The organism is Paractinoplanes tereljensis, assembly GCF_016862435.1.
GTDB lineage: Bacteria > Actinomycetota > Actinomycetes > Mycobacteriales > Micromonosporaceae > Actinoplanes > Actinoplanes tereljensis.
The window spans coordinates 1-25,568 of sequence record NZ_BOMY01000040.1 but is presented as its reverse complement, the minus strand read 5'-3'; the positions used below and the strand labels follow the sequence as shown (position 1 = coordinate 25,568).

The following is a 25,568-nucleotide window of genomic DNA, read 5'->3' as shown; positions in this document are numbered from 1 at the left end:
GCGGCCGGCCGGCTGATGTTTAGCCGGTCGGCGGGCGGTCAACTGCTAGCCATGGTGAGTCAATTCGCCCAGTGGACCCTGGATGTGCGGGATATCGATCGGATGGCCGCGTTCTGGTCGGCGGCGCTCGGCTATCGCATCGAACGGGGCGACGACGGCGACGCCCACCTGTGGCCGGCCGGTGGCGGGCTCAGCGTCTGGCTGCAGCCCACCATCGCGCCCAAGGCCGGCAAGAACCGTGATCACCCCGATCTGGTCGCCGCCGACGGGGACGTGCGGGCCGAGGTGGCCCGGCTGCTCGCGCTGGGCGCGACCCACGCCGACGTCGGGCAGAAGGGCGACGAGGGTTTCACCGTGCTCGCCGACCCCGAAGGCAACGAATTCTGCCTCCTGCACCGTCGGCCACCGACGAGGCTGGAATGATCCCGGGAGCGAGAGCGGCCCGGCGTACCGTGGCGGTCCTGTTGGAGCAGCAGGGCCGCACCTTCGCCGGTGAATCCGGGGTGCGGCTTGCCGACGAACCCGGTCCGCTGTACCAGCTGCTCGTGCTGGTGACGCTGCTGAGCGCCCGGATCAGTGCGACGGTGGCAGTGGCGGCCGCTCGAGAGCTGTTCGCCGCCGGTTTCCGTTCGCCGCTCGCGATGCTGGACGCGAGCTGGCAGGACCGGGTTGACGCGCTGGGCCGTGGTCACTACCGCCGGTATGACTTCAAGACGTCGACCATGCTCGGCGATGGCGCCCGGCTGTGCCTGGATCGCTGGCACGGTGACCTGCGCCGGCTGCACGACGAGGCGGCCGGTGACGCCGGCGGGCTGCGGAAGCGGCTGGTCGAGTTTCCCGGCATCGGTCCGACCGGGGCGGGCATCTTCCTGCGCGAGGTGCAGGCCGTCTGGCCCGACGTCGCACCGTACGCCGACAGCAAGGTCATCGACGGTGCGCGACTGCTGCAGCTGCCGTCCTCGGCGGCCGAGCTGGCCGCGCTGACCACGCCGGATCTGCTGGCGCCGCTGATGTCGGCGCTGGTGCGGGTCGCCCTCGACCGCAAAGCGGCCGACGCAATTCTGGCCGAGCTGGACTCATGAGATGACGCCGAAAGGTGAATGATGGGCGGCGGCCCGCCGGGCAGGAAGCCGCCGTCAATCAGGCCGCGCCGGAGATCGTGCGGGTTCCGGAGGACTGGACCGAGATCGGTTCGCTCGCCTCGCTGCCGGACGGTCGTCCTGTCGTCCGTACGGTCGGTGATGTGTCGATCCTGGTCTACCGGCAGGGTGACCGGGTCTCGGCGCTGATCGAACGCTGCGGCCACGAGACGGCCCCGCTCGGCGAGGGCGAGGTGACCGGTTCGGGGGCGGATGCCTGCGTGGTCTGCCCGTGGCACGGCAGCGTGTTCCGCCTGACTGACGGCGCGGTCGTGCACGGACCCGCCGCCAGCGACCAGCCGACCCTGCGCGCTCACCCTCAAGCACGTGCACTGGAACGTCGTGGGCCCGCACTTCATCGCGGTCCACACGATGCTCGACCCACAGGTCGACGCGGTGCGGCTGATGGTCGACGACCTGGCCGAGCGGATCGCCACGCTCGGCGGATCGCCGGTCGGCACGCCCGGCGCCCTGGTCGCCCAGCGCACCTGGGATGACTACTCGATCGGCCGGGCCGACACGAACGCCCACCTGGGTGCCCTCGATCTGGTCTACACCGGTGTGCTCGAGGCCTTCCGGGAGGCGATCGAGAAGACCGAGGAAGCCGACCCGGTCACCCAGGATCTACTGATCGGGCAGACCGGCAAGCTGGAGCAGTTCCACTGGTTCGTCCGCGCCCACCTGGAGACCCCGGACGGCACGCTGCTCACCGAGGGCGCCCGTACGGAAAAGACAGCAGCCAGGCGCGGCAAGCGCTGACCACCGCCCGGCCATGCTCCGGTCCGCTTTCGCGGACCGGAGCATCGTTGTGAGCCCAGCCCGGCCTCGGTTGCGCAAAACTGCAGGAACTCGCGGCGGCACATGTCGGTCAGCGCGGTAGCGCGGGCCCAGATCCCGAATGCGGAAACACGGCTGCGAGAGCGGCGGCGGAGCGGAAGGAAGTCGCGCGGAGGGCAGCATCCTCGCCGAGCCTGATGAAGCGGAAGTCCTGGCGATGACTGCTCTGGAAGGCATGATGCCCTATTTCCCGGCGGCTGACGGTTCCTTCCTGATGCGTCGAGCACCGTCGCGTAAGAACACCCCTCATCGCTGCGGAGCTACCCGTAGCGCGGTGGGGATTCGGCAGTGGTCAGGGCTACTCCGGGTGGGCGGGTTTTGTCCTCTTGGCTCCGCTCCACAGTGAGCCGGGATTGGCGCGGTTCGGTATCGCTCGAGCATGGCGCCGTACAGTTGCTCGGCCGTGGTCATCTGCTCCGCGAGGGCGTTGAAGGCACACAGGTAGGCCGCGGTAGGCGACGTCACCGGCGACCAGTAACCGCAGGCCGGGTGCCCAGAGCGCGGTGGTGTCGGCGGTGTCCGAGAAGCCGGTTTGGACGATCTCCGGCCGGTTTCCCTCCAGGTCGATGGCGTCGCCGTCGAGGGGCTCGGGCACCTGGAGCAGCTGGGGGAGCCGGCCGGCTTATGGTGCGCGCCGCCCGGATCAAGTCGAACACCACCCCGCGGGTCTTCGGCCTATTGCCCCACAGCGTGCTGATCGACATGCACCCTCCTGGACGGAGCACATTCACTTTTGCTGGCCAGCTTACTTTGTGCCACCAGAAGCCCTTTCTGGCACGCCATCGGGCCGAACGATCGAACCGCCTCCAGCGCCCGCAAGGCATTGACTTCGATAGATTGCCTAAATAAGGTTTGGGAGCGCTCCCATGCCGTTGCCTCGCGACGTTCCCCTGGAGATTTAGGAGATCAGACTATGAGATCTCGTCATAGTTGGCTGGCCTTGGGCGCCGCTGCCGCGCTTATGGCCGGCGCCATAGCCTCGGTCGCGCCTCCGGCCGCGGCGGCGGACACGGGGTGTTCGGTGACCTACGCGGTGCAGAGCCAATGGCCCGGCGGGTTCACCGCGAACGTCGGCATCATCAACCTCGGCTCGGCGGTCACGGGCTGGACGCTCGCGTTCGATTTCCCGGGCGCCGCCCAGAAGGTCATCCAGGGCTGGAGTGCAACCTGGGCTCAGTCCGGGGCCCGGGTCACGGCGGCAAGCGCGAGCTGGAACGGGTCGCTCGGCACCGGGGCGTCCACATCGATCGGTTTCACCGGGGCGTGGAGCGGCACCAATCCGGTTCCAGCCTCCTTCTCACTCAACGGCACCGCATGCACCGGTTCCGTGATTCCACCGACGTCGAATCCTCCATCTGTCCCGCCTAGTACCCCGCCGAGCAGTCCGCCGGCCAGTGGACCCGCTCCGGAGCTCAAGGTATCCGGTAACACGATCGTCACCGCGGACGGCCGCGCGTACCGGCTGCTCGGAGTGAGCCGCTCCAGCGGCGAGTTCGCCTGCGTGCAGGGCAAAGGGCTTTGGGACGCCGGCCCGGTCGACCAGGCATCCGTCGACGCGATGAAGGCCTGGAACATCAGCACCGTACGCATCCCGCTGAACGAGGAATGCTGGCTCGGTCTCAACGGGACGCCCAGCGGCGCCAGCTACCAGCAGGGAGTCAAGGATTACGTGAATCTGCTGGTCGCCAACGGCATCAACGTGATCGTCGATCTGCACTGGACGTGGGGCGCCTACACCAACAGCCCAGACTGGCACTGCAAGGACGAGCACGCCACCTGCCAGAAGCCGATGCCCGACGCGCAGTACGCCCCGCAGTTCTGGACCGGCGTCGCCAATGCCTTCAAGGGCAACGACGCGGTCGTCTTCGACCTCTTCAATGAGCCCTACCCGGATATGCCCGCCGAATGGGACAAGACCCTCGGGTGGCAGTGTCTGCGCGACGGCGGCACCTGTACCGGCCTGCCCTACGAGACCGCCGGCACGCAGGACCTGGTCGACGCGGTCCGCGCCACCGGGGCCACCAACATGCTCATGGTCGGCGGCCTGGAGTGGGCCAACGATCTCCGGGAATGGCTGGCGTACAAGCCGGTCGACCCGCTGAACAACATCGCCGCGTCGTGGCACGCGTACAGCTTCAACGCCTGCGCGACCGAATCCTGCTGGGACAGTCAGGTCGCCCCGCTGGCGCAGCAGGTGCCGGTGGTCGTGGGTGAGTTCGGCCAGGACAACTGCGCCTTCGACTACATGCAACGGCTGGTGGACTGGGCCGACGAGCACGAAATGGGATACCTGGCCTGGACCTGGAATCCCTGGGGCTGCACCACCGGCGCCGTGCTCATCAAGGACTGGGCCGGCACACCGGAACCCGGCATCGGCGAAGGCTTCAAGGCCCACCTGCTGACCCAAAGCCCTTACCTGTAATCACTCATCGATTTACCATCATCTATCTTTGGTGGCCTGATCGGACTCCGGCCGGGACGCTCCAGTCCCCCGGCCGGACCGAGACCGCCTGGGAAGGAGCACAGATGCGACCGTCTCGTCTTCGGTCCCGTTCGGCCGTCGTCGTTGTCGCCACTCTGACCGTCGCCGCGGGTGCCGTCCTTGCGAACGCTTTCGCCGCGCAGGCCGCCGCCGGCTGCCGGGTCAGCTATACCGTGCAGAGCCAGTGGACCGGCGGCTTCGTCGCGAACGTCGACGTTGCCAACCTCGGCACTCCGCTCACCAGTTGGCAGTTGGCCTGGTCGTTCACCGCCGGGCAGCAGGTCACACAGCTATGGAACGGCACCGTGAACCAGTCCGGTGCGCTTGTCACCGTGGCGAACGCAAGCTGGAACGGCAGTATCGCCACCGGGGCCACCACGTCATTCGGCTTCGGTGCCACCGTGAACGGCACCTCGAACCCGGTACCCACCGCTTTCACGCTCAACGGTATCGCCTGCACCGGCAGCGTGATTCCCACCCCAACCGGCTCGAGCGCCAGCCCCAGCGCCAGCCCGACGGCATCGACCACGCCGGGCCCAGCGGTAAGCGTCCTGGACCAGGTCCATACGGTGGGCCGGCTCAAGACGACTGATGCGGGCGTGCAGTACACCTGGCCCGGCACATACTTCGAGGGCCGCTTTCGCGGCACCGGCGTGGGCCTTGTCATCAACGACTCCAACAATGACTACGTCGTCGCGGTCGACGGCACCACGGTCGCCACCCTGGTGGCACCGGGACAGATCACTTACTGGGTCAAGGATCTGGCGAACGGCGACCACACCGTACGGCTTGCGAAGCGCACCGAAAGCCCGTGGGCTGCGGGTGAGTTCGGCGGGCTCGTCTCCGCCGCCGGAGGTGCGATCCTGGTCAAGCCGGCCGCGCGCAGCCGGCAGATCGAGTTCATCGGCGACTCCTGGACCGCGGGCTACGGCGACATGTCCACCTCGCGCGACTGCGCCAGCACCGGCGTCACCCGGAACTCCAACGCCGACGCCGCGTTCGGCGCGCTCACCGCGCGTGGCCTGAACGCCGACTACCAGATCAACGCCTGGTCCGGCATGGGCATGGTGCGCAACTACAACGGCCAGACTCCGGACACCACCTTCCGTACCTACTACGACACCGACCTGCAGGCCCTATGGAACAGCACGGTGTGGCCGGTCCCGAGCACCTGGAAGCCGCAGGTCGTGGTGATCGGTCTCGGCATCAACGACTTCTCCACCGCGCCCAACGCCGGCGAGAAGTGGGCGAACTTCGACGAGTTGGCCGCTGACTACCGGGCCGCCTACCTGGCGTTCATCGACAAGCTGCGGGCCCGCTACGGCGCCGGTACCGAGATCGTGCTCACTTACCCCGACCTGTCGTACCTCACCACCGCACTCGCTGACTCGATCCAGCAGATCGTCAAGACGCGCAACGACAATGGTGACGCCCGAGTGTCTTCGCTGTACTACGACAACAACGCCCTCGGGTTGGATCTCCTCGGCTGTGACTGGCACCCATCGCAGCACGACCACCAGATCCTCGCCGCCACCCTGACCCAGCACCTGTCCACCCTGCCGATTACCTGGTAGGCCAACCTCGGCGCAGCTCAGCGGCTCGTTACCCGGCAGGTAACGAGCCGCCGCCATCGCCGGCCCGGGTCGGGGCGCTCCGCCGTGTGACGGCACAGCGCCCGGAGGTTGCGTTCAGCGTTGCCAGGCGATCGATTTCTCCCACATCCGCACGTACGCCTCGGCTCCGCTCATGAACTCACGCTTGAGTTCGGCGCCGTCGGAGCCGGCGTACTGGAGCACGTCCGTGATCCAGTCGGCGTAGAGGCCGTACTGGGCGACCCCGTCGGTGTTCAGATCCCAGGTGCGCTGACCGAATACCTGTTTACCGAACACCGCGCCGTTCGGTGCCGTGAACGGGTACGCGAGCGGCTTGGTCCCCGCATCGAGCCGGGCGCCCGGCTGTTCGGCCAGGCCGTTGACGTCCGACCCGAGGCCGTACGTAGTCAGCACGCTCGGGCCGGCGGCCGCGCGGTTGGCACGCCATTCGGAGAGGAAGTCAGGCATGTTGTTACCGGCGTCCGACGCCGAGTAGGCGTACCCGGCGACGAAACCACCGTCCTTGGCGACCCGGGCCGTCATCGACCGGTCCGACCAGTTGTGCACCGCGGCCACGCCGGTGTAGCCGACCTTCTCGGTGATGTCGAGGACGGCCTGCGCGGTCTTCACCCCCATGTGGTCGATGTGGATGATCATGCCGCGGTCCATCAGCTTGTTGACCAGGGACGCGCCGAGCGTGGTCAGGCCGCGCGTGTTGCAGATCGGGCCGGTCGGGTAGACCGGCGCGACCGTACCGGCCGGCAGCCCGGTGACCTGGGTGAGCAGGCCGGCGATCTCGTCGCTGGTGATCGGCTGCTCGTTGTCGTGCGGGCCGGTGCAGCTGGTCGCCGTCCACCAGTGGCCGCTGCTGATCAGCTGGCCGATGTTGATGGCGGCGCCGGTCAGGCCCGAGTCGAAGCGGGTGCCGCCGAACGCGTTGTCGAACTTGTGCACCGGGTAGACGCCGCTCACGCCGATCGCCTGCAGCTCGTCGAGGCCCGCGTCGATGCCGGCCTCGGTGCACTGCGCCACGCCGTTGATCTCCCGGCAGCCGAACAGCTCCGAGTTCTCCACGCCGATCGTCACCGCGAGCTTGCCCTGCGCGGCGATCGCCCGCACCTCGGCCGGGGTCTTCGCGATCCGGAACCAGCCCTTGCCGGGCCCGCCGTTCTGCGCGTCGATGTAGTCCTGCGTGTCGCGCAGCAGGGCGGCCTGGGCCCGGATCTGGTCCATCTCGTCGCAGGTGGTGACCCGGCTCGGGTAGAGATCGCAGATCACCCGGTTGGCGACCAGCAGGGTGTTGAGCACCCGCATACCGCCCTGCCAGGCCCGCTCGATGCCTTTGTAGTAGGACTGCTCGTGCAGCATGCTCTTGGTGGTCGGCCAGTCGGTGAAGGTGGGCCAGCCGTCGTCGCCGCCGAACAGGTCGGTGCCGCCGATGATCGCCTCGAAGAGCGCGCCGGCGCCGGCCGCGTGCGACGGGCAGCCGGCCAGCGCCACCTGTGGGCCGCCCGCGGCGAACGGCTCGCCGCAGATGAAGTTGCCACCGAAGCCGGCGCTGGCCATCGGGTGGGCGTGCGCGTCGATGAAGCCGTTGAGCGTGCCGTCGCTGTTGACCGCGGGCGCGGTCGCCGCGCTCACCAGGCCGGTGCCCACCTCGTAGGGCTGGTTGCAGCCGGTCGCGGGGACCAGCGTGAACGAGGCGTCGGAGGTGGTGAGCTGCCCGGAGACGCTGCCGATCAGCTGGCCGGTGAGCGTCGACCGTATCCGGTATCCGGCCGGGCCCAGCGCGATCGTCCAGTCGGCGCGGTCGCCGTAGGACGTGCCGGCCCACACGTACGAGAGGATGCTCAGATAGAGGATGCCGCCGGTGGTGTCGTACAGGCGGTAGCGGCCGAGCTGGGTGGCCTCGAACGAGATCGGCTCGGCGGTGTCGATCGTGCCGCGGGTCCCGTAACCGACGCTCGCCTTCTGGATGTAGTTGGCGGAGCCGGCGGTCGTGCCGGTCGTGGTCACGCGCAGCTTGTAACACCCGCCGTCGAGATCGACCGCGGGTGTCTCGGTGCCGGCCGCGGCGGCGCTGAGCGGTGCGAGGACGAGGGCGAGGAGGGTGGTTATGGCGAGCGCCGCGGCGCCGCGGGATCGGATTCGCATGGTTCAGCTCCAGGTGGGGGATGAGGCGGGCCGGGAGTGGGCGGCGAAGGCCACGGCGACGAAGGCCGCGGTACGCCGGGCGGCGGCGGTGTCGTGGTCGGCGAGCCAGCCGATGGTGATGCCGTCGACGACGGCGATCAGGGTGCGCGCGAGTTCGTCGAGCGGAGACGCCCACCGGGTCCCGGTGAGGACGGCCGCGTATTGCAGCAACCCCGCGGCGGTCTCGAAGTAGGTCTGCCACTGGCTGCGCATCAGACCGTCCGCGCTCTGGCGCCGGGCGAACAGCCCGAGTTCCAGCAGGGCGAGTTCCCGCTCCGGCTCGGCAACCAGGAGATCGATGTACGCGTTGAGGCCGCTGAGGATCGCCGCCTCGACGGAGGTCGCGTCGATCGAGGCGGCCTCGGCCACCAACCGTTCGTCGTCCGTCACCGTCTCGATGACGGCGCGCATGAGTTCGTCGTGGCTGCCGAAGATGTAGTGAAAGGCGCCGAGCGGCATACCGGCCTCAGCAACGACGGCCCGGGTGGTCGTCTTGGCGACACCGCTGCGAGCGATCACCCGGATGGCGGCGGCGACAAGTTCGTCCCGGCGTTGCCCGGGCGGAATCCGGCGAATCATCGGCACCTTCCGCCTCGAGCCTCGGCTGGGTTGGACAAGTGACCAACTCAGTATGTGGATGCGCCTGGACCCCGCCAGCCAGCAATCGAAGTAGTTACATAGATGAGACTCAGGGCGGGCGCAGAGGCAGGTCAGTACCGCTCGAACCTCGTTACCGAGGCGATCCAGCGTTGCCGTGGCTCCGGCCCGAAGGGCTGGTGAACCGGGTTTTCCGTGGCGATTCGCGGACCGTGCGGCAGCATGTTCCGGATGAGACGTCGCTGGCTGTTCGCCGACCAGTTGGGGCCGCACTTCCTTGACTCGCCCCGCCAACCCGTGCTGCTGGTGGAGTCGAAGGCGGTCTTCCGCCGGCGCGCTTTTCACCGGCAGAAGGCCCACCTCGTGCTGTCCGCGCTACGGCACCGAGCCCAGGAGGGGGACGTCCGGCTGGTGCAGGCGCGGACGTACGCGGAGGCGGTCGACGAACCGGTCACCGTCTGCCACCCGACCTCCCGCGCGGCACGGGACCTGGTCCGGCGGCTGCCGGACGTCCGGATGCTGCCACCGCGCGGCTTCATCACGACGCCGCAGGACTTCGTCACCTGGGCGGACGGGCGTGACCATCTGCGGTTGGAGGACTTCTACCGGTACGCCCGCCGGCATCACGACGTGCTGATGGAGGGCGCCGAACCGGTGGGCGGCCGGTGGAATCTCGATGCCGACAACCGGGAGCCGCCGCCGCGCGGCAGCGCTCGGCTCGGTGTGCCGGAACCGCCGGCGATCGTCGAGGACGAGATAGACGATCAGGTCCGGGCCGATCTCGACCGCTGGGAACGGGAGGACGGCATCGTCTTCGTCGGTGCGGACGGGCCACGGTTGTTCCCGGCGACCCGGGCGGAGGCGTTGGCCCGGCTGCGGCACTTCGTCGACCACCGCCTGCCGGAGTTCGGGCCGCGCGAGGACGCGATGCTCGCCGCTGACCCGTGGATGGCGCACAGCCTGCTCAGTCCGGCGATCAATCTCGGATTGCTGGATCCGCTCGAAGTGATCGAGCAGGCCGAGAGGGCCTATCGGGACGGGAACGCGCCGCTGGCCGGCGCGGAGGGCTTCATCCGGCAGATCCTCGGGTGGCGCGACTTCGTCTGGCATCTGTACTGGTATTTCGGGCCGCACTATCGCGCCGCCGACGAACTGCAGGCCCACCGGGAGTTGCCGGCGTGGTTCGCCGACCTCGACGCCGACGCGGTCGAAGCGCGCTGCCTGTCCGGCGTGCTGGCCGGGGTCCGTGACCGGGGTTGGGTGCACCATATTCCCCGGCTGATGGTGCTCGGCAACTACGCGATGCAGCGCGGCTGGAGCCCCGCCGCGGTGGCCGACTGGTTCCACCGCTGCTTCGTCGACGGGTACGAGTGGGTGATGACGGCCAATGTGATCGGTATGAGCCAGTACGCCGACGGCGGCCGGATGAGCAGCAAGCCGTACGCCGCCGGCGGCTCCTATCTCAACCGGATGAGCGACTACTGCCGCGGTTGCCGGTACGACCCGAAGGTCCGCCTCGGCGCGAACGCCTGCCCCTACACCGCCGGTTACTGGGCCTTCCTCGCCCGCCACGAGCCGCAGCTCAGCGGTAATCACCGGTTGCGTCGGCCGTTGCAGGGCCTGCGCCGCCTCGACGACCTGGATGCCGTACTGGCGCAGGAGCAGGCGCGAGGTTCATCGGCTCCCTGACGAGGCGGCGACCGGTTCCGGCCTGCCCGCCGGCGTGCTTGTCCCGGCCCGGCGGGCGTTCTCGGCCATCGACCCACCGGCCAGCATCTGCGCCAGGATCGTGGTCAGCCGTCCGGTGCGCAGATCGGTCAGCTGACCGTGCAGTCCGGCGCCCAGCGCGGCGATCCGCTCGGAGTTGTAGCGGCGCTCGTAGTGGCGGCCGGGTATGGCGAGCGACGGCACGCCGTACCGCAGGGCGGCCAGTGCGCTGCCCTGTCCGCCGTGCAGGATCAGCCCGGCAGCATGTTCCAGGAGCTGCTCGAAGGGCAGGTAGGTGAACGTGAACAGCTCGGCGGCGTCTGAACGGCGGACCGGGCCGTTGGCGCGTACTACGCACCAGAGCGTGACCCCGGCCTCACGTGCCGCCCGCTCCATCGCCCGCTAGGGGAGACGCCGAGCCGTTCCAGCAGCATCCTTGCTGCTTCGACGTCGGCCGCGGCTGGTGGGGTAATCGACGGGCTCATGTGGCATCACCGCCGAGCTTTTCCTGGTGGAACTCGCGCAGCATGGCGCCGAGGGCGGCCGGCGGGTGGATGACGAGACGTTCGGACTCGGGCTCCGCGACCAGGAGGACGCGGCAGCCGGTGGTCAGTCCGGACCAATGGCGAACGGTGGCCGGCAGCCGGAGTTCGTCGCGACGCCGGAGGACGAAGGTGCCCTGTTCGTCGGCTGTCACTAGCACGAGCCCGGCTCTGGCCCGAGCGTCGAGGCGGACTCCGGGTCGCCAGCCGAGCGCGGCCAGGATCTCGACAGCGATAAGCCGTCCGCTGCGGTCCACGGCCGCGATGCTGCAGAGGGGAGCCGTGCCCGTGTCCGGGGCGCGCGCAGCGAGAGGCGGTTTCGTCGGCTTACTCGTGACCCGTTGAACCCGTTTGGGCGACGACGGAATTACCGGAGCGATGGGGCCGATGAGGCTCATGACCGCCGCCAAGATCCAGCAGGAGGCGGCTCAGAGAGCGCTAGGGATGCAAAAAGCGAGTGGTCAGATGCCTCTGACCACTCGCCACCTGGAAACAGCGAATACGCTGGATTTTTGTGTCCGGAGGGGGACTTGATCCCCGGAGTCCAGCACACCCGCTGGAAGCGAGTGTTCATGCGGCGAAACTAGCTGGATCCGGCCTTAGCGCACTACCGCAATAAACAGCAGCGGCCCTGAGCGGCCAGACCGCGAGGCTCACGCCGGTCGGCTAGGTTGCCACGTATTACGACGAGACATCGCCGAGTGCCTCTGATATGAGAGGGCGGTTACGAACTGTTTGACTTGATCTATGCGTTGGATGCGTTTGGAGATCGTTCTCCGGGTTCGCGCTAGATGGTGATCACTCGATGGCGTGAAAGATGAGGATCAGTCACATCACGGGTTCTGCCTGCTTGGGTTCCCCTCTACCTGCCAAGCGAACAGAACACTGGATGATCACTCCGGCGCGGAACCGGCCCGGGAAGCACCCGAGCCGGTTCGGCACGTCATCAACCGCAGGAGTAGATCGTCAGGATGCCGTCGTTGTTGTCGTCGGTGTAGCTGACGGAGACGTCGCCCTCCCATACCCAGCCATAAGTGCTGGTGCCTTCGAGACGCACGTAGTACCAGAGGTTGCCGTAGTCGTTCGGCCACGAGCAGTGGATCCAGAACTTGGCGCCCTTGGCGAGCGTCTTGCGGTCGTCACAAGCGCCGTACGGCCCGGCTTCCAACGTCCCGGTCCGGGTGAACTTGCCGCTGCCGTCACCGTTGCGGATGTAGATGCTCTCGTCGCAGTCGGCGGCCGCCTGAGCCGGTGACGTGGTAGCCACCAGCCCGGACGTGACGCTCAGGACGACAGCGGCAGCACCACCGGCAATGCGCTTGACCATGCGCTTGGTCCTGCTGTTCATAACGCTCCCTCCACCTCTCCACAATGTCTGCCGCCTTAACAGCGAAGACACAATGGATGATCATCTGGCGGTGATGTTAAAGCGTCTCCGGTCGATGCGTTGCCCCGTCCCGCAGGCGTGCGCTGCATCAGCGCCGACAGGACGTCGTTGACCAGCTGTTCACGAAGGAGCAGACAGGTAGGTTTCAGAGGGCGGTAGGAAACGTTAGGTCCGTTTCGGAATGAGGGTGAATATGCCCGGTTCGTCCTCGGTCAGGATCTTGCGAGTGACCATGCGTTTGAGTCGTGCGCGGGCGCCTTCGACGTGTTTCGGGGTGGGGTCGACGCCGACGGCGAGGCAGACGTCCTTGGCTCTCATCCCTGCCGGATTCGCGGTGAGAACGGCGAGGATCTGCTGGTAGGGGGCGCTGGCGATGGTCGGGTCTGTTCCGCATGGCCCGTTCGTCGCGCCAAGACTTCGCCTTCTTCGAGGCGCCCGACGACTTCGCTGGCTTCCTGCGGGTCAACGACCTGGTCATCGTGTGCGGTGCCAGAGGCATCACGATCGAAGCCGCTGTCCAGGAGCCAATGGAAGACGATCTGCTCGGCGCCGAAGCCGTCGAGGAACGCGAACGGCCAACCGTGTCCGCCGATCCCAAGGAGGAACCCGTCGATCCTGAGGAAGACGAAGCACCGGCCCGTGAGCCGGTGCAGTTGGCGCTGCCGTTCCCGGTGTCCGGTCGCCGGCGTGGCCGCCAGCCATCATCCCGGGCGGAACGCCCATCGCTAGCCATAGCCGGAATGCAGAGAACCCCACGTGGTGTCACGCCTAAACGTGAATGACCTCGTGGGGTTTAGCGTGTCCGGGGCCGATCAAGGTTGAGTTGCGCCGACGTCCGGCCCTGGTGGCTGCGAAGAATTCTGTTGCTGGGTCGAGCGGGGTGGTTGCGGCGGGATACGTTGGCGCGCGTGCGTATGAGTCGTGTTGCGGCCTTCGTCGGAGGTGCCGTGGCGGTGATCGCCGTCGGCGCTGTTGCTGTGGTCGTTCTCCGCGACGATTCCGGTCCGGAGCCGGTGGCGCCAGTGAACAATGTGGCCGGCAACTTCCGAGCCTGTCTGGTCAGTACCTCCGGCGGGTCGGCCTCCTCGAAAAGAGCTTGGGCTGAACTTCAGGATGCTGCGGCTGGTGGGCGGGTTAACGCTCAGAGCTTCGTGGCGCCGGCCTCGGGCTCGGCGGGCCCGTACTTCAACGGTCTGGTTGGGGTCGGGTGCGACGTGGTCGTCGTTGCCGATGCGGTGTTGGTCCCGGCAGCGACGGAGGTAGCGGCGAAGGCGAAGCAGCAGCGTTTTTTGGTCGTCGGGAAGGTGCAGGCGGGCGACAATGTCGAGGTGCTGAGTGATGATGCGGACCTCAGCGCTTGGATCGCGCGCCACGTCGGCGCCTGACTGCGAATACCGTCGACGCGGCGGCAACTGCGATGGCAGCGCCGACAGTCGGCCAGATCCACGCTGGGCGTCCGGCGGGACCGGAGGCGGGTGGCTTTGTGTCGGCGAGCGGCTGAAGCAGGGGATTGCTGGCGGTGGGCGACCCCGGCGGTGCGGTGAGCGCCCGGTACGGGTCGATGATGCCGAAGCCCCATTGTGCGCTGCGTCCCGTGTCGGCGTGGCGCGCGGTGGCGGTGAGCCGACCGATGATCTGACTCGCGTTCTCCTGGGGATACCGCGAGCGCAGCAGCGCGGCGGTGGCCGCCACGTGTGGTGCGGCGAAGCTGGTTCCGGTCGACTGCTGGTGGCTGCCCTGGATGCCGGCCGTGTAGATGTCCACCCCGGGGGCGGTCAGTCCGAGGTACGGACCGGATTCGCTCTTCGGCCACCGGTTGCCGGCGGTATCGGAGGCTGCCACGGCGACGACACCGGGTAGCGCTGCTGGGAACTGGGGCGGATTAGCGGTGAGGCCGTCGTTGCCGGCCGCTGCAATGACCACGATGTCGCGTCGAAGGGCGTCATCGACGGCACTGCGGATCTGCGGATCTGGGACGGTCGTGCAGATGGACACGTTGATGACCGTGGCGCCATGGGTGGCCGCGTAGTAGATGCCCTGCGCGACGGCGGCGGGATCGCCGGCGAGCGTGTCGGAAATGCGTACCGGGAGAATTGTGGCGTCGGGCGCCAGGCCGTTGATGTGGTCCGGACCGGTGCCGGAGCCGGCGATGATGCCGGCGACCGACGTGCCGTGCCCGTTCGAAGAGCGATCGACTCGGCCGTCGGAGGCGTCGCCGGTGAAGTCGGCGCCCGCTCGCACCCGGCCGGCGAGGTCGGGATGGTGCGCGTCAACACCGGTGTCCACGACCGCCACGGTGACATCCCGGCCGGTGCTCAGCGACCACAGACGGGCGGCGTCGAAGTGCCGTGCGTCCAGAGCCCACTGCTGATTGGGGGGTGTCGGGGGGATGGCCAGGGCGAGAGCCGCCAGTCCGATGAGAAGTTGCACGCGAGGACAGTAGGCATGATCGGCACGTATGCAATGTGACCCAACTCACTGGTAACCATCTACTTCTATCAATCTCGTAATGAGAAGGTAACTCCGCGTCCAGAGTGGATCTGGCGAAGCGATCGCATTGGCATTCGGCCGAACGGGGAGTGGGTCGCGTGTTCACCAAGCGCATGGGACGGGTGTGTCTTTCGGCGGCTTTGGCGCTTGCGCTCACGGCCGCATTGACGCCAACGCAGGCCATCGCGGCACCGTCGCCGACCGGACCGCAGTCGACTCCGGCGACGCCGCGGCAGGCTCAGGGCACCGCGGCCGGTAAGGCTCACGCCGTACCCCTCTCGGCCACCGACGCGGGTGCGGGTGCCAAGGCCGCGCCGGCGACCAGGGCCAAGCGCCCGAAGGGCGCCGTTGCGGAGTACGCACCAAAGATTGTCGCCCACAAGGCCACGAATTCGGGATCGGGCTTGCACGCCAGTCCCGTGCTCAAGGCGGAGATCCGCGCGTCGACGCTGGCGGTGACGAACCCCACCGGGCAGCGGACCGCGAGCGACAGCACCTACGTTGGGTCCGATGCTGAGCAGAACCACAGCGGCGACAACGCGCTATACGTCGGCTCGAAGCAGGGCGTCAAATACAACTCGTTCCTGAAGTTCGACGGGTTCGCCACCCAGTTCGCCAACGCGTATGTGATCAGCGCCAAGCTGTACCTGGATACGGAGTACTCGGGCGCCTGCTCCACGAACACCGTGAGCGTCGCGCCGGTCACTGGCTCGTGGAACCCGGCCACCCTGAAGAGCTTCCCCGGCCCATCAACCGGGGCCAGTATCGGCAGCGCGTCTTGGACCGGCGGGGTCAACTGTTCGCAGGGCCGGCTGTGGGGCGTGGTCCCACTTTCCGCGCGCACCTTCACGAACTGGGCGCACGGCTGGTCGGCGAACAACGGCCTGGCGATCACCGCGCCGTACGAGGACCTGGCCTACAAGGAGTTCAACCCGGACGACGCCTACCTGTCGATCGAGTATGCGGCGGACGGCGCCGGCGCCTCGTATGCCGAGACGCTCTACACGTCTCCGTGGAACAACAAGACCGGCTGGGCCACCGTCACCGTGCAGAACGAGGGCTCGGCGACATGGACCCCGACCAACGGCTACCAGCTCGGCTATCAGATCTACACGGTGGCCAACGGGGTGCGGACACTGTATTCGACCTCGAACTATTTGACGTCGATGCCGGGCACCGTGACGCCGAACAAGTCGGCTACGGTAACGGCGACGCTTCCAGCGTTGGCGCCGGGCAACACATACCAGGTGTGCTGGGACATGGTGCACAACGGCCAATACTTCTCCGGCCTCGGCATCCCGCAGTCGTGCTACGCGCTGGACGTGGTCAACAACGCGCCGGTCATGGATTCGCTCTTCCCATACAACAATTCGACGCAGTACACACTGACGCCGACGCTGTACATGACCGCGCACGATGTCGACGCCTACCCCGGCACCGCGCTCAGCTACACGTTCAATCTGTACGCCAGTGGGTCGGCGACCGTGCTGGCTACCTCCGGCTCCACGGCCTCGTCGCGCTGGGTCGTACCGGCCGGGAAGCTTTCCTGGGGCAGGACCTATTACTGGCAGGCGCAGGTCAGCGATGGAAACAAGGCCTCGGCCTGGTCGCAGCCGGGCTACTTCAGCGTGCCGTCACCCGCTCAGCCGTTGCTGACCAGCCACCTCGGTGCCGCCTCGGCCGACGCGACGGTCAGCGGAGTCAACCCGGCGGCCGGCAACTACTCCACCCAGGTGGTCGACGCGGTCACGCAACGGCTGGTCGGCCCGGCCAACGAGATCCGCCGGACCTACAACAGCATCGACCCGAACCTATCCAACATGTTCGGGGCCGGCTGGTCGAGCCTGCTGGACTCGCGGTTGGTCCCGGACGAGGACGGCTCCGGCAGCGTGGTCGTGGTCATGCCGAACGGGCAGCAGGAGCGTTTCGGCGTCAATGCGGACGGCTCATACACCGCACCCCCTGGCAGCCGGCAACTGCTCACCAAGGACTCGACCTATCACTACCTCAAGGACCCATCCGGACTGCGCTACGAGTTCGCCGGAACCACCACGGACCCGGTAACCGGCCAGTCGTACAAACGTCTGACCGGGATCTTCGACCAGCACGAATACAACATCCAGATTCGCACGGCGGCCTTTGACCTCATCGGCCCGGACGGCGTAAGCCGGAAGTACCAACTCCCGTCCACCGTGCAATCAGCGTTGACGCGGTTCTCCGGCGAACTCCCGTACGACAAAGGGCTTTGGTTCGACTGGGCCCTGGGACAGGTGACCACCGCGTCCGGAGCGACGGTCCTGGTTCCCCATGTCACCAAGGTTTCCGTCCGGCAGTTGAACGACCACCGGCGTCGGGACTGGACCTACGGCTACGACTCGGCGAACAACCTGACCAGCGTCTGCCCACCCACGTCCGCGACCGCATGCACCAGCTACTCCTACAACACGGGCGCGAACTCAGGCTCGCACCTGTCGTCGATGGTGCTCGACTCCAACCCGCTCGCGTACTGGCGACTGACCGACGCGGCCGGTTCTACCCGCGCCGTTGACCAGGTCGCGGTGAATGCTGGTTCCTACGACGCGGCACTGACCAACGTCACGCTCGGGCAACCCGGCGCGCTGGCCGGCTCCCCGGCCACCTCGGCGTCGTTCAACGGGACCAATTCGAAGGTGGCGCTGCCGGATCACCTGATGGATGGCAGCAACCTGACCGTGGGCATGTGGTTCAAGACAACGCAAGCGGGCGGATGCCTGTTCAGCTACCAGTCGACGCCCGGCGGTGTCGCTACGGGCGAGAACTACACCCCGGCGTTGTATATAGGCACGGACGGGAAGCTGCGCGGGGAGTTCTGGAACAGCGACGTCAACCCGATGGTCTCGCCGGCCGCGGTGAACGACGGCAAGTGGCACCAGGCCGTCCTTTCGGGCCACGGGAGTGACCAGGCATTGTTCCTCGACGGCGCCCAGGTGGCGACCCTCTCCGCCGGCACGATCGCGGTTCCGGCATCGAGCCAGCCATACGTCTCCGTCGGGGCCGGACAACTCGCCCGCTGGCCCGCCGCACCCAGCGACAACCCACTGGGTTGGTTCAACGGACAGATCCAGGAAGTTTTCGCGCTGCAGAAACCGCTTGGCCTGCCAGCGGTGCAGCAGGAGTACGCGGCCGGCACGGTGGCGGCCCGGGAACTGGTCAGCAGCAAGCTGCCCTCCGGCCGGACCAGCGCCGCGCTCACCTACGACGCGCTGACCGATCGGGTCACCGCGGTCACCACCGGCGACGGCGGCACCTACCGGTTCGGGGCACCGGTCACGACCGGCTCGACCAACTATTACCGCGGTGCCGTGCTCAGCACCCGGCCGAGCTACGGCTATCCGATGAACGAGGACTCGGGGGTCGTCGCCCGCAACCTGCTGGGCATGAACGCCACGGCGGATGGAACGCGCGACGGCGTCTACAGCAACGTTGTCCTCGGAACGCCGGGCGTCTTCGGTGATACGGGCGATCCTGCTGGGTCGTTCGACGGCACGTCCTCCTACCTGTCCCTACCGGCCGGGGCAGCCGACGACTCCACCGGCAGCGCGTCGGTCGCGCTATGGTTCCGCACCACTACCGCCGGCGGCACTCTGTTCTCCTACCAGCGCGATCCGATCGGCACGCCAACGGCCGGCAACTACACGCCTGCGCTGTACATCGGCACCGACGGCAAGGTCCACGGCCAGTTCTGGGACAACCAGCTCAACCCGATGACCTCCACCTCCGCCGTCAACGACGGCCAGTGGCACATGGTGCTCCTGAACGCCTCCGGAACCAGCCAGGCACTCTGGATCGACGGCGTCCGGCAAGCCACCCGCTCCGGCACATCGATCGCCGGGTACACCACCGGGTGGAACATGCGGAACACCACCATCGGCGCCGGCTATACCAACGTCTGGCCCGCAGCGCAGCAGGGCAACCCACACGGCTACTTCAAGGGCCAGATTGCCCAGGCCGCGCTCTACGCCCTCGACGTCGAAGCGATCACCCCAGGTGCTGCCGCCTACCTCTACCAGGCCAAGGGCTCGGCGATGAGCCCCATGCCAGTCACCGGGGTGACAGTCACCGACCCGGGGTCAAAGACCTCCGTGATCGCGATGGACCCCGGAAACGGAATGCGCACCACCGCGGCCACCAACGCGCTCGGCCAGACCACCAGCTTCACCTACGACATGCTCGGCAACCGGGTCGGCATCACCGACCCCAACGGTCACAGCCAGACGCGTGTCTTCGACAACCACGGCAACCCGCTTCAGCAGACCACCTGCCAGACCGCCAGCTCCTGCCAGACCAGCTCGTTCGCTTACTACTGGAACGACAGCAACCCGGTCGACCCCCGCAACGGCAAAGTCTTGTTCTCCGCCGACGGGCGCGCCGGTAGCAGCGGCACCTCCAACACTGCATACCGGAACGCCTACACCTGGACCGACACGGGTGACATCGCCACGATCGTCACGCCGCCGACTGCGGAGTCGCCGAACGGGCGCACCACGACGTACGAGTACACGACCGCGACGACACCGGCTGTCGGCCGCCCGGGCTACACGCCCGCCGGCCTGATCGCCGCCGTGACTGACCCGCGCGGCGCCAAGAAGTCCTACCAATACACCACCTACGGCGCTCTCGGCGGTGTAAACGAGCCGTCCGGCCGAGTAACCCAGTACGACATCGACATCTATCGGTACTACATCACCAAGATGTCGGTGAAGTCGGACGCCTACCCGGACGGGCTGACCACCGAATTCACCTACGACGATTTGGGCCGACTCACGCGCAAGGTCGAGCCGGCCACCACGGACGCGGTGACAGGCAAGCTGCACACCGCGGCCACAACGATCGCCTACGACCCCGACGGAAACGTCACCTCACAGACCACCGCCGACTGGGGACAGACCTACGACGAGGTGTACCTAAGCCCGGACGATCCTTGCTGCATCAACACCCGCAAGGCCCCGGTCGAGGGACAGACCGGACTCGACGCCACCCGCTCCGCCAACTACGCCTATGGCGCCGGCGGCCAAATCGAGTCAGTGACCGACGCTCTTGGCAATCGCACCAGCTACAGCTACGACACGTTCGGCCGCAACACCGGTCGAACTGCACCCGACGGCTTGGCCTACCGGTTCGGCTATTCCGCGGTCGGCGAACTGCAGACCACGACGCTGCAAGGCTGGACCGGCGATCCGGCCGCGCCGGCCGCGCCCACCGACCTGGTGCTCGAATCCCGCGCTTACGACCCGGGCGGGCGCCTGGCTTCGGTCACCGACACGATGGGCCGCACATCGGCGTACACCTACTTCGACGACAACCTGTTGCAGTCGGTCACCGAGGCAGCGGGAACGCCGGACGCGGTCGTCACTGCCAGGTTCACCTACGACGCCGCTGGTAACAAGGTCGCCGAGTGCGATTGGTGGACCGCAGCGGCGGGCTGCACCAGGCAGAGCCAGTGGACAGTCGACGCGGCGAACCGGGTCACGAGGGCCGTAACCGACCCGTCCGGCGCCAACATCGCAGTGAGCCAGACGTACGACCCTGGCGACAACGTGCTCACCCAGACGGTTACCGGCGGCGCCGATACCCGGAACCTGGCATTCCAGTACGACGCGGTCGGTCGGCTGACGTCGCAGGCGGTAACCAACGGGTCAGCGACGCTGACCACGAGCATGACATACGACCAGCGCAACCTGGTGATGTCGCAGACCGACCCGCGCGGGAACGCCTCGGGCGCAACCGCCGCCGCCTATACCACCACCTACCGGTATGACGAGGCCGGCCAGCAGGTCGGGGTGACCACGCCGCCGGTATCGACCGAGAACGTCGGCGGCACCGCAGCGATGGCCGCCGCCACGACGCTGACCGGGTACAACACATTCGGCGAGTCGGCCGAACTGCAGAGCGCGACCGGGAAGATCACCACCAACACGTACGACGCCGGCGGCCTGCTGCGGGCGACCGCGTGGCCGGCGTACACCCCGCCCGGTGCCACCGCCGCGGTCACTCCGGTCGTCCGGTACGCCTACGACCGGCTGGGCCAGCTGACCAAGGTCACCGACCCGCGCGGTAAGGACATCGGGTACGGCTACGACCAACTCGGCAACCAGGTCAGCCAGACACAACAGGACGGCCGAACCACTCGCACCTCGTACGACACCATCGGCGAGCCCCTGTCCCAGACGGACGCCTCCGGCGGCCGCACCGAGTCCACATACAACAACCTCGGCCAGATCCTGACCTCGACCCAGATCGTGCGCGGCACGACCACCGCGGCGTACACCAGCAGGTACGGCTACGACATGGCCGGAAACCTCGCCACCATCACCGACCCACTCGGGCACGTGAGCAAGCGGAGTTTCGACCACCTCAACCGGGTGACCAGCGAGACCGACCCACTCGGCAACACCACCGGCTACACGTACAACCTGGCCGACCAACTGCTGAAGCAGACCGCCGCGGACGGCACCGCCACGATCGGCAGCTACGACCAGGCCGGCCGACTCAACACGATCACCGACCAGAACGCGGCCGGCACCACGCTGCGCAGCTACACCTTCGGCTACGACGCCGCGGGCAACCGGACCTCCGCGACCGACCCACGCAGCAAGACAACCACGGCGACCTGGGACGCGCTGAACCGCAACACCAGCCAGAGCCAGCCCGGCGCCACCGGTCAGACCATCAACACCTCCTTCGGGTACGACGCGGACAGCCACACCACCCGTTACACCGACCCGAACACCAACGCCACCACCTACACGTACAACCCGCTCGGGCAGCTCGAATCCACCGTGGTGCCGGCAGTCGCCGGGCAGACCGTGGCGGCCGACCGCACCACCTGGCAGCGCTACGACGTCGCCGGCCGGCTGGTCAGCAGCACCCGGCCCGGCAACGTGACGGTCACCAACACCTACGACGACACCGGGCGGCTCACGCAACAGTCCGGCACCGGCGCCGAAGCCGTCACCACCGACCGCGCCTACACCTACGACGCCGCCGACCGGCTGCTCACCGCGACCGGCGCCAACGGCACCGAACGGTTCAGCTACGACGACCGGGGCCTCCTGCTGACCTCGAGCATGCCCGGCTGGAACACCACCTTCGGCTACGACGCGGCCGGGCAGCTCACCACACAGGCCGACTCGGGCGGCACCACCACCTACGGCTACGACCTCGCCGGCCGGCAGACCAGCCAGCACGATCCGCTGACCGGCGCCGACATATCCGTCGGCTACAACAAGGTCGGCCAGCCCAGCACGGTCGCCTACGGCTCCGGCGGCCCGAGCCGCGCCTACGGCTACGACGACCTGCATCAACTCACTGCCGACGTGCTGAAGAACCCGGCTGGGGCGGTGCAGGCGTCAGTCACCTACGGCTACGACCCGGCCGGGCATGTCACCTCGAAGACGACCAGTGGGGTCGCGGGGGCGGGCAGCAACACCTACACGTACGACGACGCCGGCCGCCTGTCCACCTGGACCGCGGGCTCGGCGACTACGCCGTACTCGTACGACCCGGCGGGTAACCGGACCCGGGCCGGCCCGGCCACGTACACCTACAACGCCCGGTCACAGGTCACCTCGGCGACCAACGGCAGCACCACGACCGGGTTCAGCTACACCGGCCGGGGCACCACCGCAGCGATCACCGCCGGTGGCACCACGACCGCGATCACCTCGGACGCGTACGACCAGCAGATCACCAACGGCGCCACGAGCTACGGGTACGACGCGCTGGGCCGGCTCACCACGGTCAGCGCAGGTGGTACGAGTCGATCCCTGAGCTACGGCGACCTTTCCAACCAGGTGTCCTTTGATGGGACGCAGACGTTCGGCCGTACCGCCGATGGTGACCTGCTCTCCGCCAGAATCAACAGTGCCGGGGTCTTCCTCAACGTCGACCGCCACGGCGACGTCACCGGCACCTTCACCGCCACCGGCTCCAGCCTGACCAGCTCTGCCAGCTACGACCCATACGGCAACGTCCTGGCCGGTAGCGGCACCCGGTCCGACCTGGGCTTCCAGGGCGGATGGACCGACCCGGCCACCAGCTTCGTCAACGCCGCGTCCCGCTGGTACAACCCGGCCACCGGGGGCTTCACCAGCGCCGACAGTCAACAGAATCAGCCTGTCCCGGCGGTCAACGCGAACCCGTATGCCTACGGCAACGACGACCCGCTCGGTAACAGCGACCCCAGCGGTCACGACGCGTGCAGCGCCAACCTGCAGACCGCCGCGAAGGCGAAGGCGTCGCAGGCTGCGGCGGCAGCGGCTGGCGACCGCTGGTACCAGCTGGCCAAGGCGGCGGCCGACAAGTTGCGCCAGCTGTCCGAGGAGAGGGCCCGAGACCTCGAACGCACCCAACCCCGCGGCAATGGTGGTGGCGGCGGTTCGGGCGGCGGATCCAACGCAGGCTCCGGCGGCGGCTCCCACGGCAGCGGCGGCTCGCACGGTAGCGGCGGTGGCTCTCACGGCAGCAACGGCTACGCCAACGGCAACCGGGCTGGGCGTGACAACGCGTACGACAACCAGCGTGACCGGGTCCAGTCGTCGACCGCGTCCCGCGGCAGCTCCAACGGGGGAGGCAGCAGCTGGCTCACGTCTTCGGCGTGGGGATACGCTGCCGGCGGTGTGCTGCTGGTCGGTGCCGTCGCCACGGCACCGGTCTGGGGCACAGGAGCGCTCGTCGCCGCGGGCATCATCACCATCGTCGGTGCCGGGTATGCCCTGGCGGCATCCGACAGCCTGTCCTGCACCCCGGCCAATGCGCCGAAGAAACCCACGGAGACAGTGCCCACCCGCTCTAACGGCCCGGTCGAAGCGACCGGTCAGGCTGGGCAGGCCACCGAGGCTGAACCCGACGTGCGCGACAGCGCCAAAGCGCCGCAGGAGGGCTCGGACAGCAACACCGTCCCTAACCCCCAACACGTCTACTGGGAAGAGGACGGCTGCACGGTCGCCGGCCTCAAACGCGACGGCCAAAGCCCCAGGGCAACCGCCTGGGACTGTGGTTCGGAGCCATCGGCACGTGGTGACGCTGAAACCGAGGAAGACGCCCGGATATTCTGGTCTGGTGGACGGAAGGCGAGAGATGCCGCGGAGAAGTGGGCGAGAGAAAACGGTGGGATCACTATGGAAATGAGTCCGGCTGGTCGCGATGTGCAATCAGCCGCAGCCGGTCTTTCCTGGGAGGAGGCTTGGCCGCTGTGGGAGAAGGGATCGACTGAATTCGCACAAGGGGCCAAGGGGGTGGCCCATGTATTCCAGGTGAGTGCGGGCACCTCAGTGAATAGCTTCTGGGCTAACGTCGAGTATAAAATCCTTCGTGAAAACGGCGTCAAAATTCAGTATCACATTGTCGATTAGGAAACCTGGTAACTATGTATCAATTCTCGCAGCCCGGTCCGAACCTGATCGCGAGCTCTTCTGGGCGGACGCTGGAAATACTTGGGCGCGCAGGTCTTCGTTATCATGTAAATGGAGTGGCTATTGAAATTGACTCCGAGATGCTGCACCCGCCAATGTCATTGGTGATCTACTCCGATTCGATCCCTATGGGCACCCCTCTGCCGGCAAGCGAGATTTTGGAGGAAACGATCAAGGCGCTCGAGTATGCTGGATTCACTGTCGAGGTCATCTCGTGAGGTGATTGCCCGTATTGCTGGAGTCGTTAGCGAGCCGAGGCATTGGCAGGTGGGGGATGAGGGAAGCGTTTACGCCTGACGGGTGTATCTGCTGGACCGCGGGTGACCTCGGTGCGAAAGCCTAGTTGACCGATCGGCCCTCTTCTTGAGCATTCAGTCTGAGTTGTCGTGGGATGCGTGGACTGTGCTCAGCGTGTTTCCAGCCGTATGGCGCCACGTGCGGTTCGCGACAAGAGCATGGCGGAGATTCGTATAGGTCGGATTGCCGCCCAGTTCGTATCAATCTTGACCGATGATTTCCGAGAGGTGCTCACTGCGATAAGCCTGCTCTACCGTGCATCGAACTTGATTGGCGTTGACCCGACCCGAGAGTTCCTGCGTGTCCTCCGAAACCTGGCAGCTGGCGCCCGTTGCGCGTAATTCAGCGCCACCCGGAGCTGTGGGCTCGGATTGATTCGTTTGCAGGGCGAAGACCCTGGATGATGCGCTGATATGTTCAGCAATTGGCTATGGTGAGGTAGTCGCTGGGCAGGAGTTGGAGGAAGTAGCCGGTCTCGTCGGGCAGCTGATAGTGGGCCTTGACGCTAACTCCAGTGCCCTCGGCGGCTCGCACTTCGTCGAGGTTGGTCAACCGGGCAACGGGGGCCAGTACCTTGACGCGGCCGAGCAGTATTTGGTGCGGGCCGCAGTGGACGACGTAGCGAGGTCCTTCCACGTCGACTCCGCCGGTAGCGTCGTGTGCTCCCTCCAGGAAGGCCTCGAAAGCTGGAGGCTCCAAGATGATGATGAGGCTGGAACCGGGAATCCGCACCCGTTCGCCGGCGAGGAGTTGAGCAGCCAGCAGAAGGTCGCCGCGCTCCTCGATGCTGATTTGTTCTGGGATTGCGAACCGTTGACCGCTGCGTTCCTGAACCTGATCCAACGCGGCGATG

The 25,568-nt window shown here is 67.3% G+C and carries 17 protein-coding genes and 1 pseudogene; 11 read left to right on the top strand and 7 right to left on the bottom strand.

The window, feature by feature from the left end; translation table 11 throughout:
- Positions 1 to 51 precede the first annotated feature (51 nt).
- From Ate02nite_RS30705 to Ate02nite_RS30680, 6 genes and pseudogenes are all read left to right on the top strand, one after another.
- Positions 52 to 423 carry a VOC family protein gene (locus Ate02nite_RS30705; RefSeq protein WP_203811341.1) on the top strand — a complete coding sequence of 124 codons (372 nt, stop codon included), beginning with the start codon at positions 52 to 54 and terminating at the stop codon, positions 421 to 423.
- Positions 420 to 1,082 carry an HhH-GDP family DNA glycosylase gene (locus Ate02nite_RS30700; RefSeq protein WP_203811340.1) on the top strand — a complete coding sequence of 221 codons (663 nt, stop codon included), beginning with the start codon at positions 420 to 422 and terminating at the stop codon, positions 1,080 to 1,082. Before Ate02nite_RS30705 ends, Ate02nite_RS30700 begins: the two co-directional genes overlap by 4 nt.
- Positions 1,083 to 1,096: 14 nt before the next feature.
- Positions 1,097 to 1,432: pseudogene (locus Ate02nite_RS30695) on the top strand (Rieske (2Fe-2S) protein); the annotation flags it as partial.
- A gap of 34 nt (positions 1,433 to 1,466) precedes the next feature.
- Positions 1,467 to 1,898: a Dps family protein gene (locus Ate02nite_RS30690; RefSeq protein ID WP_239147816.1), complete on the top strand. Its 432-nt coding sequence runs from the start codon at positions 1,467 to 1,469 to the stop codon at positions 1,896 to 1,898.
- 1,099 nt (positions 1,899 to 2,997) lie between these two features.
- A complete protein-coding gene (locus Ate02nite_RS30685; protein ID WP_239147815.1) occupies positions 2,998 to 4,398 on the top strand; it encodes a cellulase family glycosylhydrolase in 1,401 nt (466 codons plus the stop codon).
- A 104-nt stretch (positions 4,399 to 4,502) separates the two neighbouring features.
- On the top strand, positions 4,503 to 6,032 hold the full coding sequence (locus Ate02nite_RS30680; protein WP_203811338.1) for a cellulose binding domain-containing protein: 1,530 nt from the start codon (positions 4,503 to 4,505) through the stop codon (positions 6,030 to 6,032).
- A gap of 114 nt (positions 6,033 to 6,146) precedes the next feature.
- Here Ate02nite_RS30680 and Ate02nite_RS30675 read toward each other — a convergent pair whose 3' ends face one another.
- Together Ate02nite_RS30675 and Ate02nite_RS30670 are read right to left on the bottom strand one after the other, a co-directional pair.
- Complete coding sequence (locus Ate02nite_RS30675) at positions 6,147 to 8,204, bottom strand: amidohydrolase family protein (protein WP_203811337.1); 2,058 nt, start codon at positions 8,202 to 8,204, stop codon at positions 6,147 to 6,149.
- Positions 8,205 to 8,207: 3 nt separating this feature from the next.
- Positions 8,208 to 8,822, bottom strand: a complete 615-nt coding sequence (locus Ate02nite_RS30670; protein ID WP_203811336.1) for a TetR/AcrR family transcriptional regulator — start codon at positions 8,820 to 8,822, stop codon at positions 8,208 to 8,210.
- Between the two features lie 249 nt (positions 8,823 to 9,071).
- On the opposite strand from Ate02nite_RS30670, the gene Ate02nite_RS30665 reads away from it, so the two are divergent.
- Entirely contained in the window at positions 9,072 to 10,529 is a 1,458-nt protein-coding gene (locus Ate02nite_RS30665) for a cryptochrome/photolyase family protein (protein ID WP_203811335.1), read from the top strand.
- Here Ate02nite_RS30665 and Ate02nite_RS30660 read toward each other — a convergent pair.
- The 3 genes from Ate02nite_RS30660 to Ate02nite_RS30650 all read right to left on the bottom strand — a co-directional run bounded on the left by Ate02nite_RS30660 (position 10,515) and on the right by Ate02nite_RS30650 (position 12,437).
- The gene (locus Ate02nite_RS30660) at positions 10,515 to 10,943 is read right to left on the bottom strand and encodes a glycosyltransferase (protein ID WP_203811334.1); all 429 of its coding nucleotides are present in this window, start codon (positions 10,941 to 10,943) and stop codon (positions 10,515 to 10,517) included. The two genes, Ate02nite_RS30665 and Ate02nite_RS30660, sit on opposite strands and share 15 nt — an antisense overlap.
- 85 nt (positions 10,944 to 11,028) lie before the next feature.
- On the bottom strand, positions 11,029 to 11,346 hold the full coding sequence (locus Ate02nite_RS30655) for an AbrB/MazE/SpoVT family DNA-binding domain-containing protein (RefSeq protein ID WP_239147814.1): 318 nt from the start codon (positions 11,344 to 11,346) through the stop codon (positions 11,029 to 11,031).
- Between the two features lie 689 nt (positions 11,347 to 12,035).
- A complete protein-coding gene (locus Ate02nite_RS30650) occupies positions 12,036 to 12,437 on the bottom strand; it encodes a hypothetical protein (protein WP_203811333.1) in 402 nt (133 codons plus the stop codon).
- Positions 12,438 to 12,868: 431 nt separating this feature from the next.
- Between Ate02nite_RS30650 and Ate02nite_RS30645 the strand changes: the two genes are divergently transcribed.
- Both Ate02nite_RS30645 and Ate02nite_RS30640 read left to right on the top strand, forming a co-directional pair.
- Positions 12,869 to 13,258 (top strand): hypothetical protein, encoded by a 390-nt coding sequence (locus Ate02nite_RS30645; protein ID WP_203811332.1) that lies wholly within the window; start codon positions 12,869 to 12,871, stop codon positions 13,256 to 13,258.
- Between the two features lie 165 nt (positions 13,259 to 13,423).
- Positions 13,424 to 13,861, top strand: a complete 438-nt coding sequence (locus tag Ate02nite_RS30640) for a hypothetical protein (RefSeq protein WP_203811331.1) — start codon at positions 13,424 to 13,426, stop codon at positions 13,859 to 13,861.
- Here the strand turns inward: Ate02nite_RS30640 and mycP are convergent.
- Positions 13,827 to 14,906, bottom strand: a complete 1,080-nt coding sequence (mycP, locus tag Ate02nite_RS30635; protein WP_203811330.1) for a type VII secretion-associated serine protease mycosin — start codon at positions 14,904 to 14,906, stop codon at positions 13,827 to 13,829. The genes Ate02nite_RS30640 and mycP overlap by 35 nt on opposite strands.
- A 464-nt stretch (positions 14,907 to 15,370) precedes the next feature.
- Between mycP and Ate02nite_RS30630 the strand changes: the two genes are divergently transcribed.
- Both Ate02nite_RS30630 and Ate02nite_RS30625 read left to right on the top strand, forming a co-directional pair.
- Positions 15,371 to 24,358 (top strand): LamG-like jellyroll fold domain-containing protein, encoded by an 8,988-nt coding sequence (locus tag Ate02nite_RS30630; protein ID WP_203811329.1) that lies wholly within the window; start codon positions 15,371 to 15,373, stop codon positions 24,356 to 24,358.
- A gap of 14 nt (positions 24,359 to 24,372) precedes the next feature.
- Positions 24,373 to 24,636, top strand: coding sequence for a hypothetical protein (locus Ate02nite_RS30625; protein WP_203811328.1), 264 nt, complete (start codon positions 24,373 to 24,375; stop codon positions 24,634 to 24,636).
- 496 nt (positions 24,637 to 25,132) lie between these two features.
- On the opposite strand, the gene Ate02nite_RS30620 is transcribed toward Ate02nite_RS30625, so the two are convergent.
- Positions 25,133 to 25,568 (bottom strand): hypothetical protein (locus Ate02nite_RS30620; protein ID WP_203811327.1); only part of this gene is annotated, 436 nt, incomplete at its 5' end.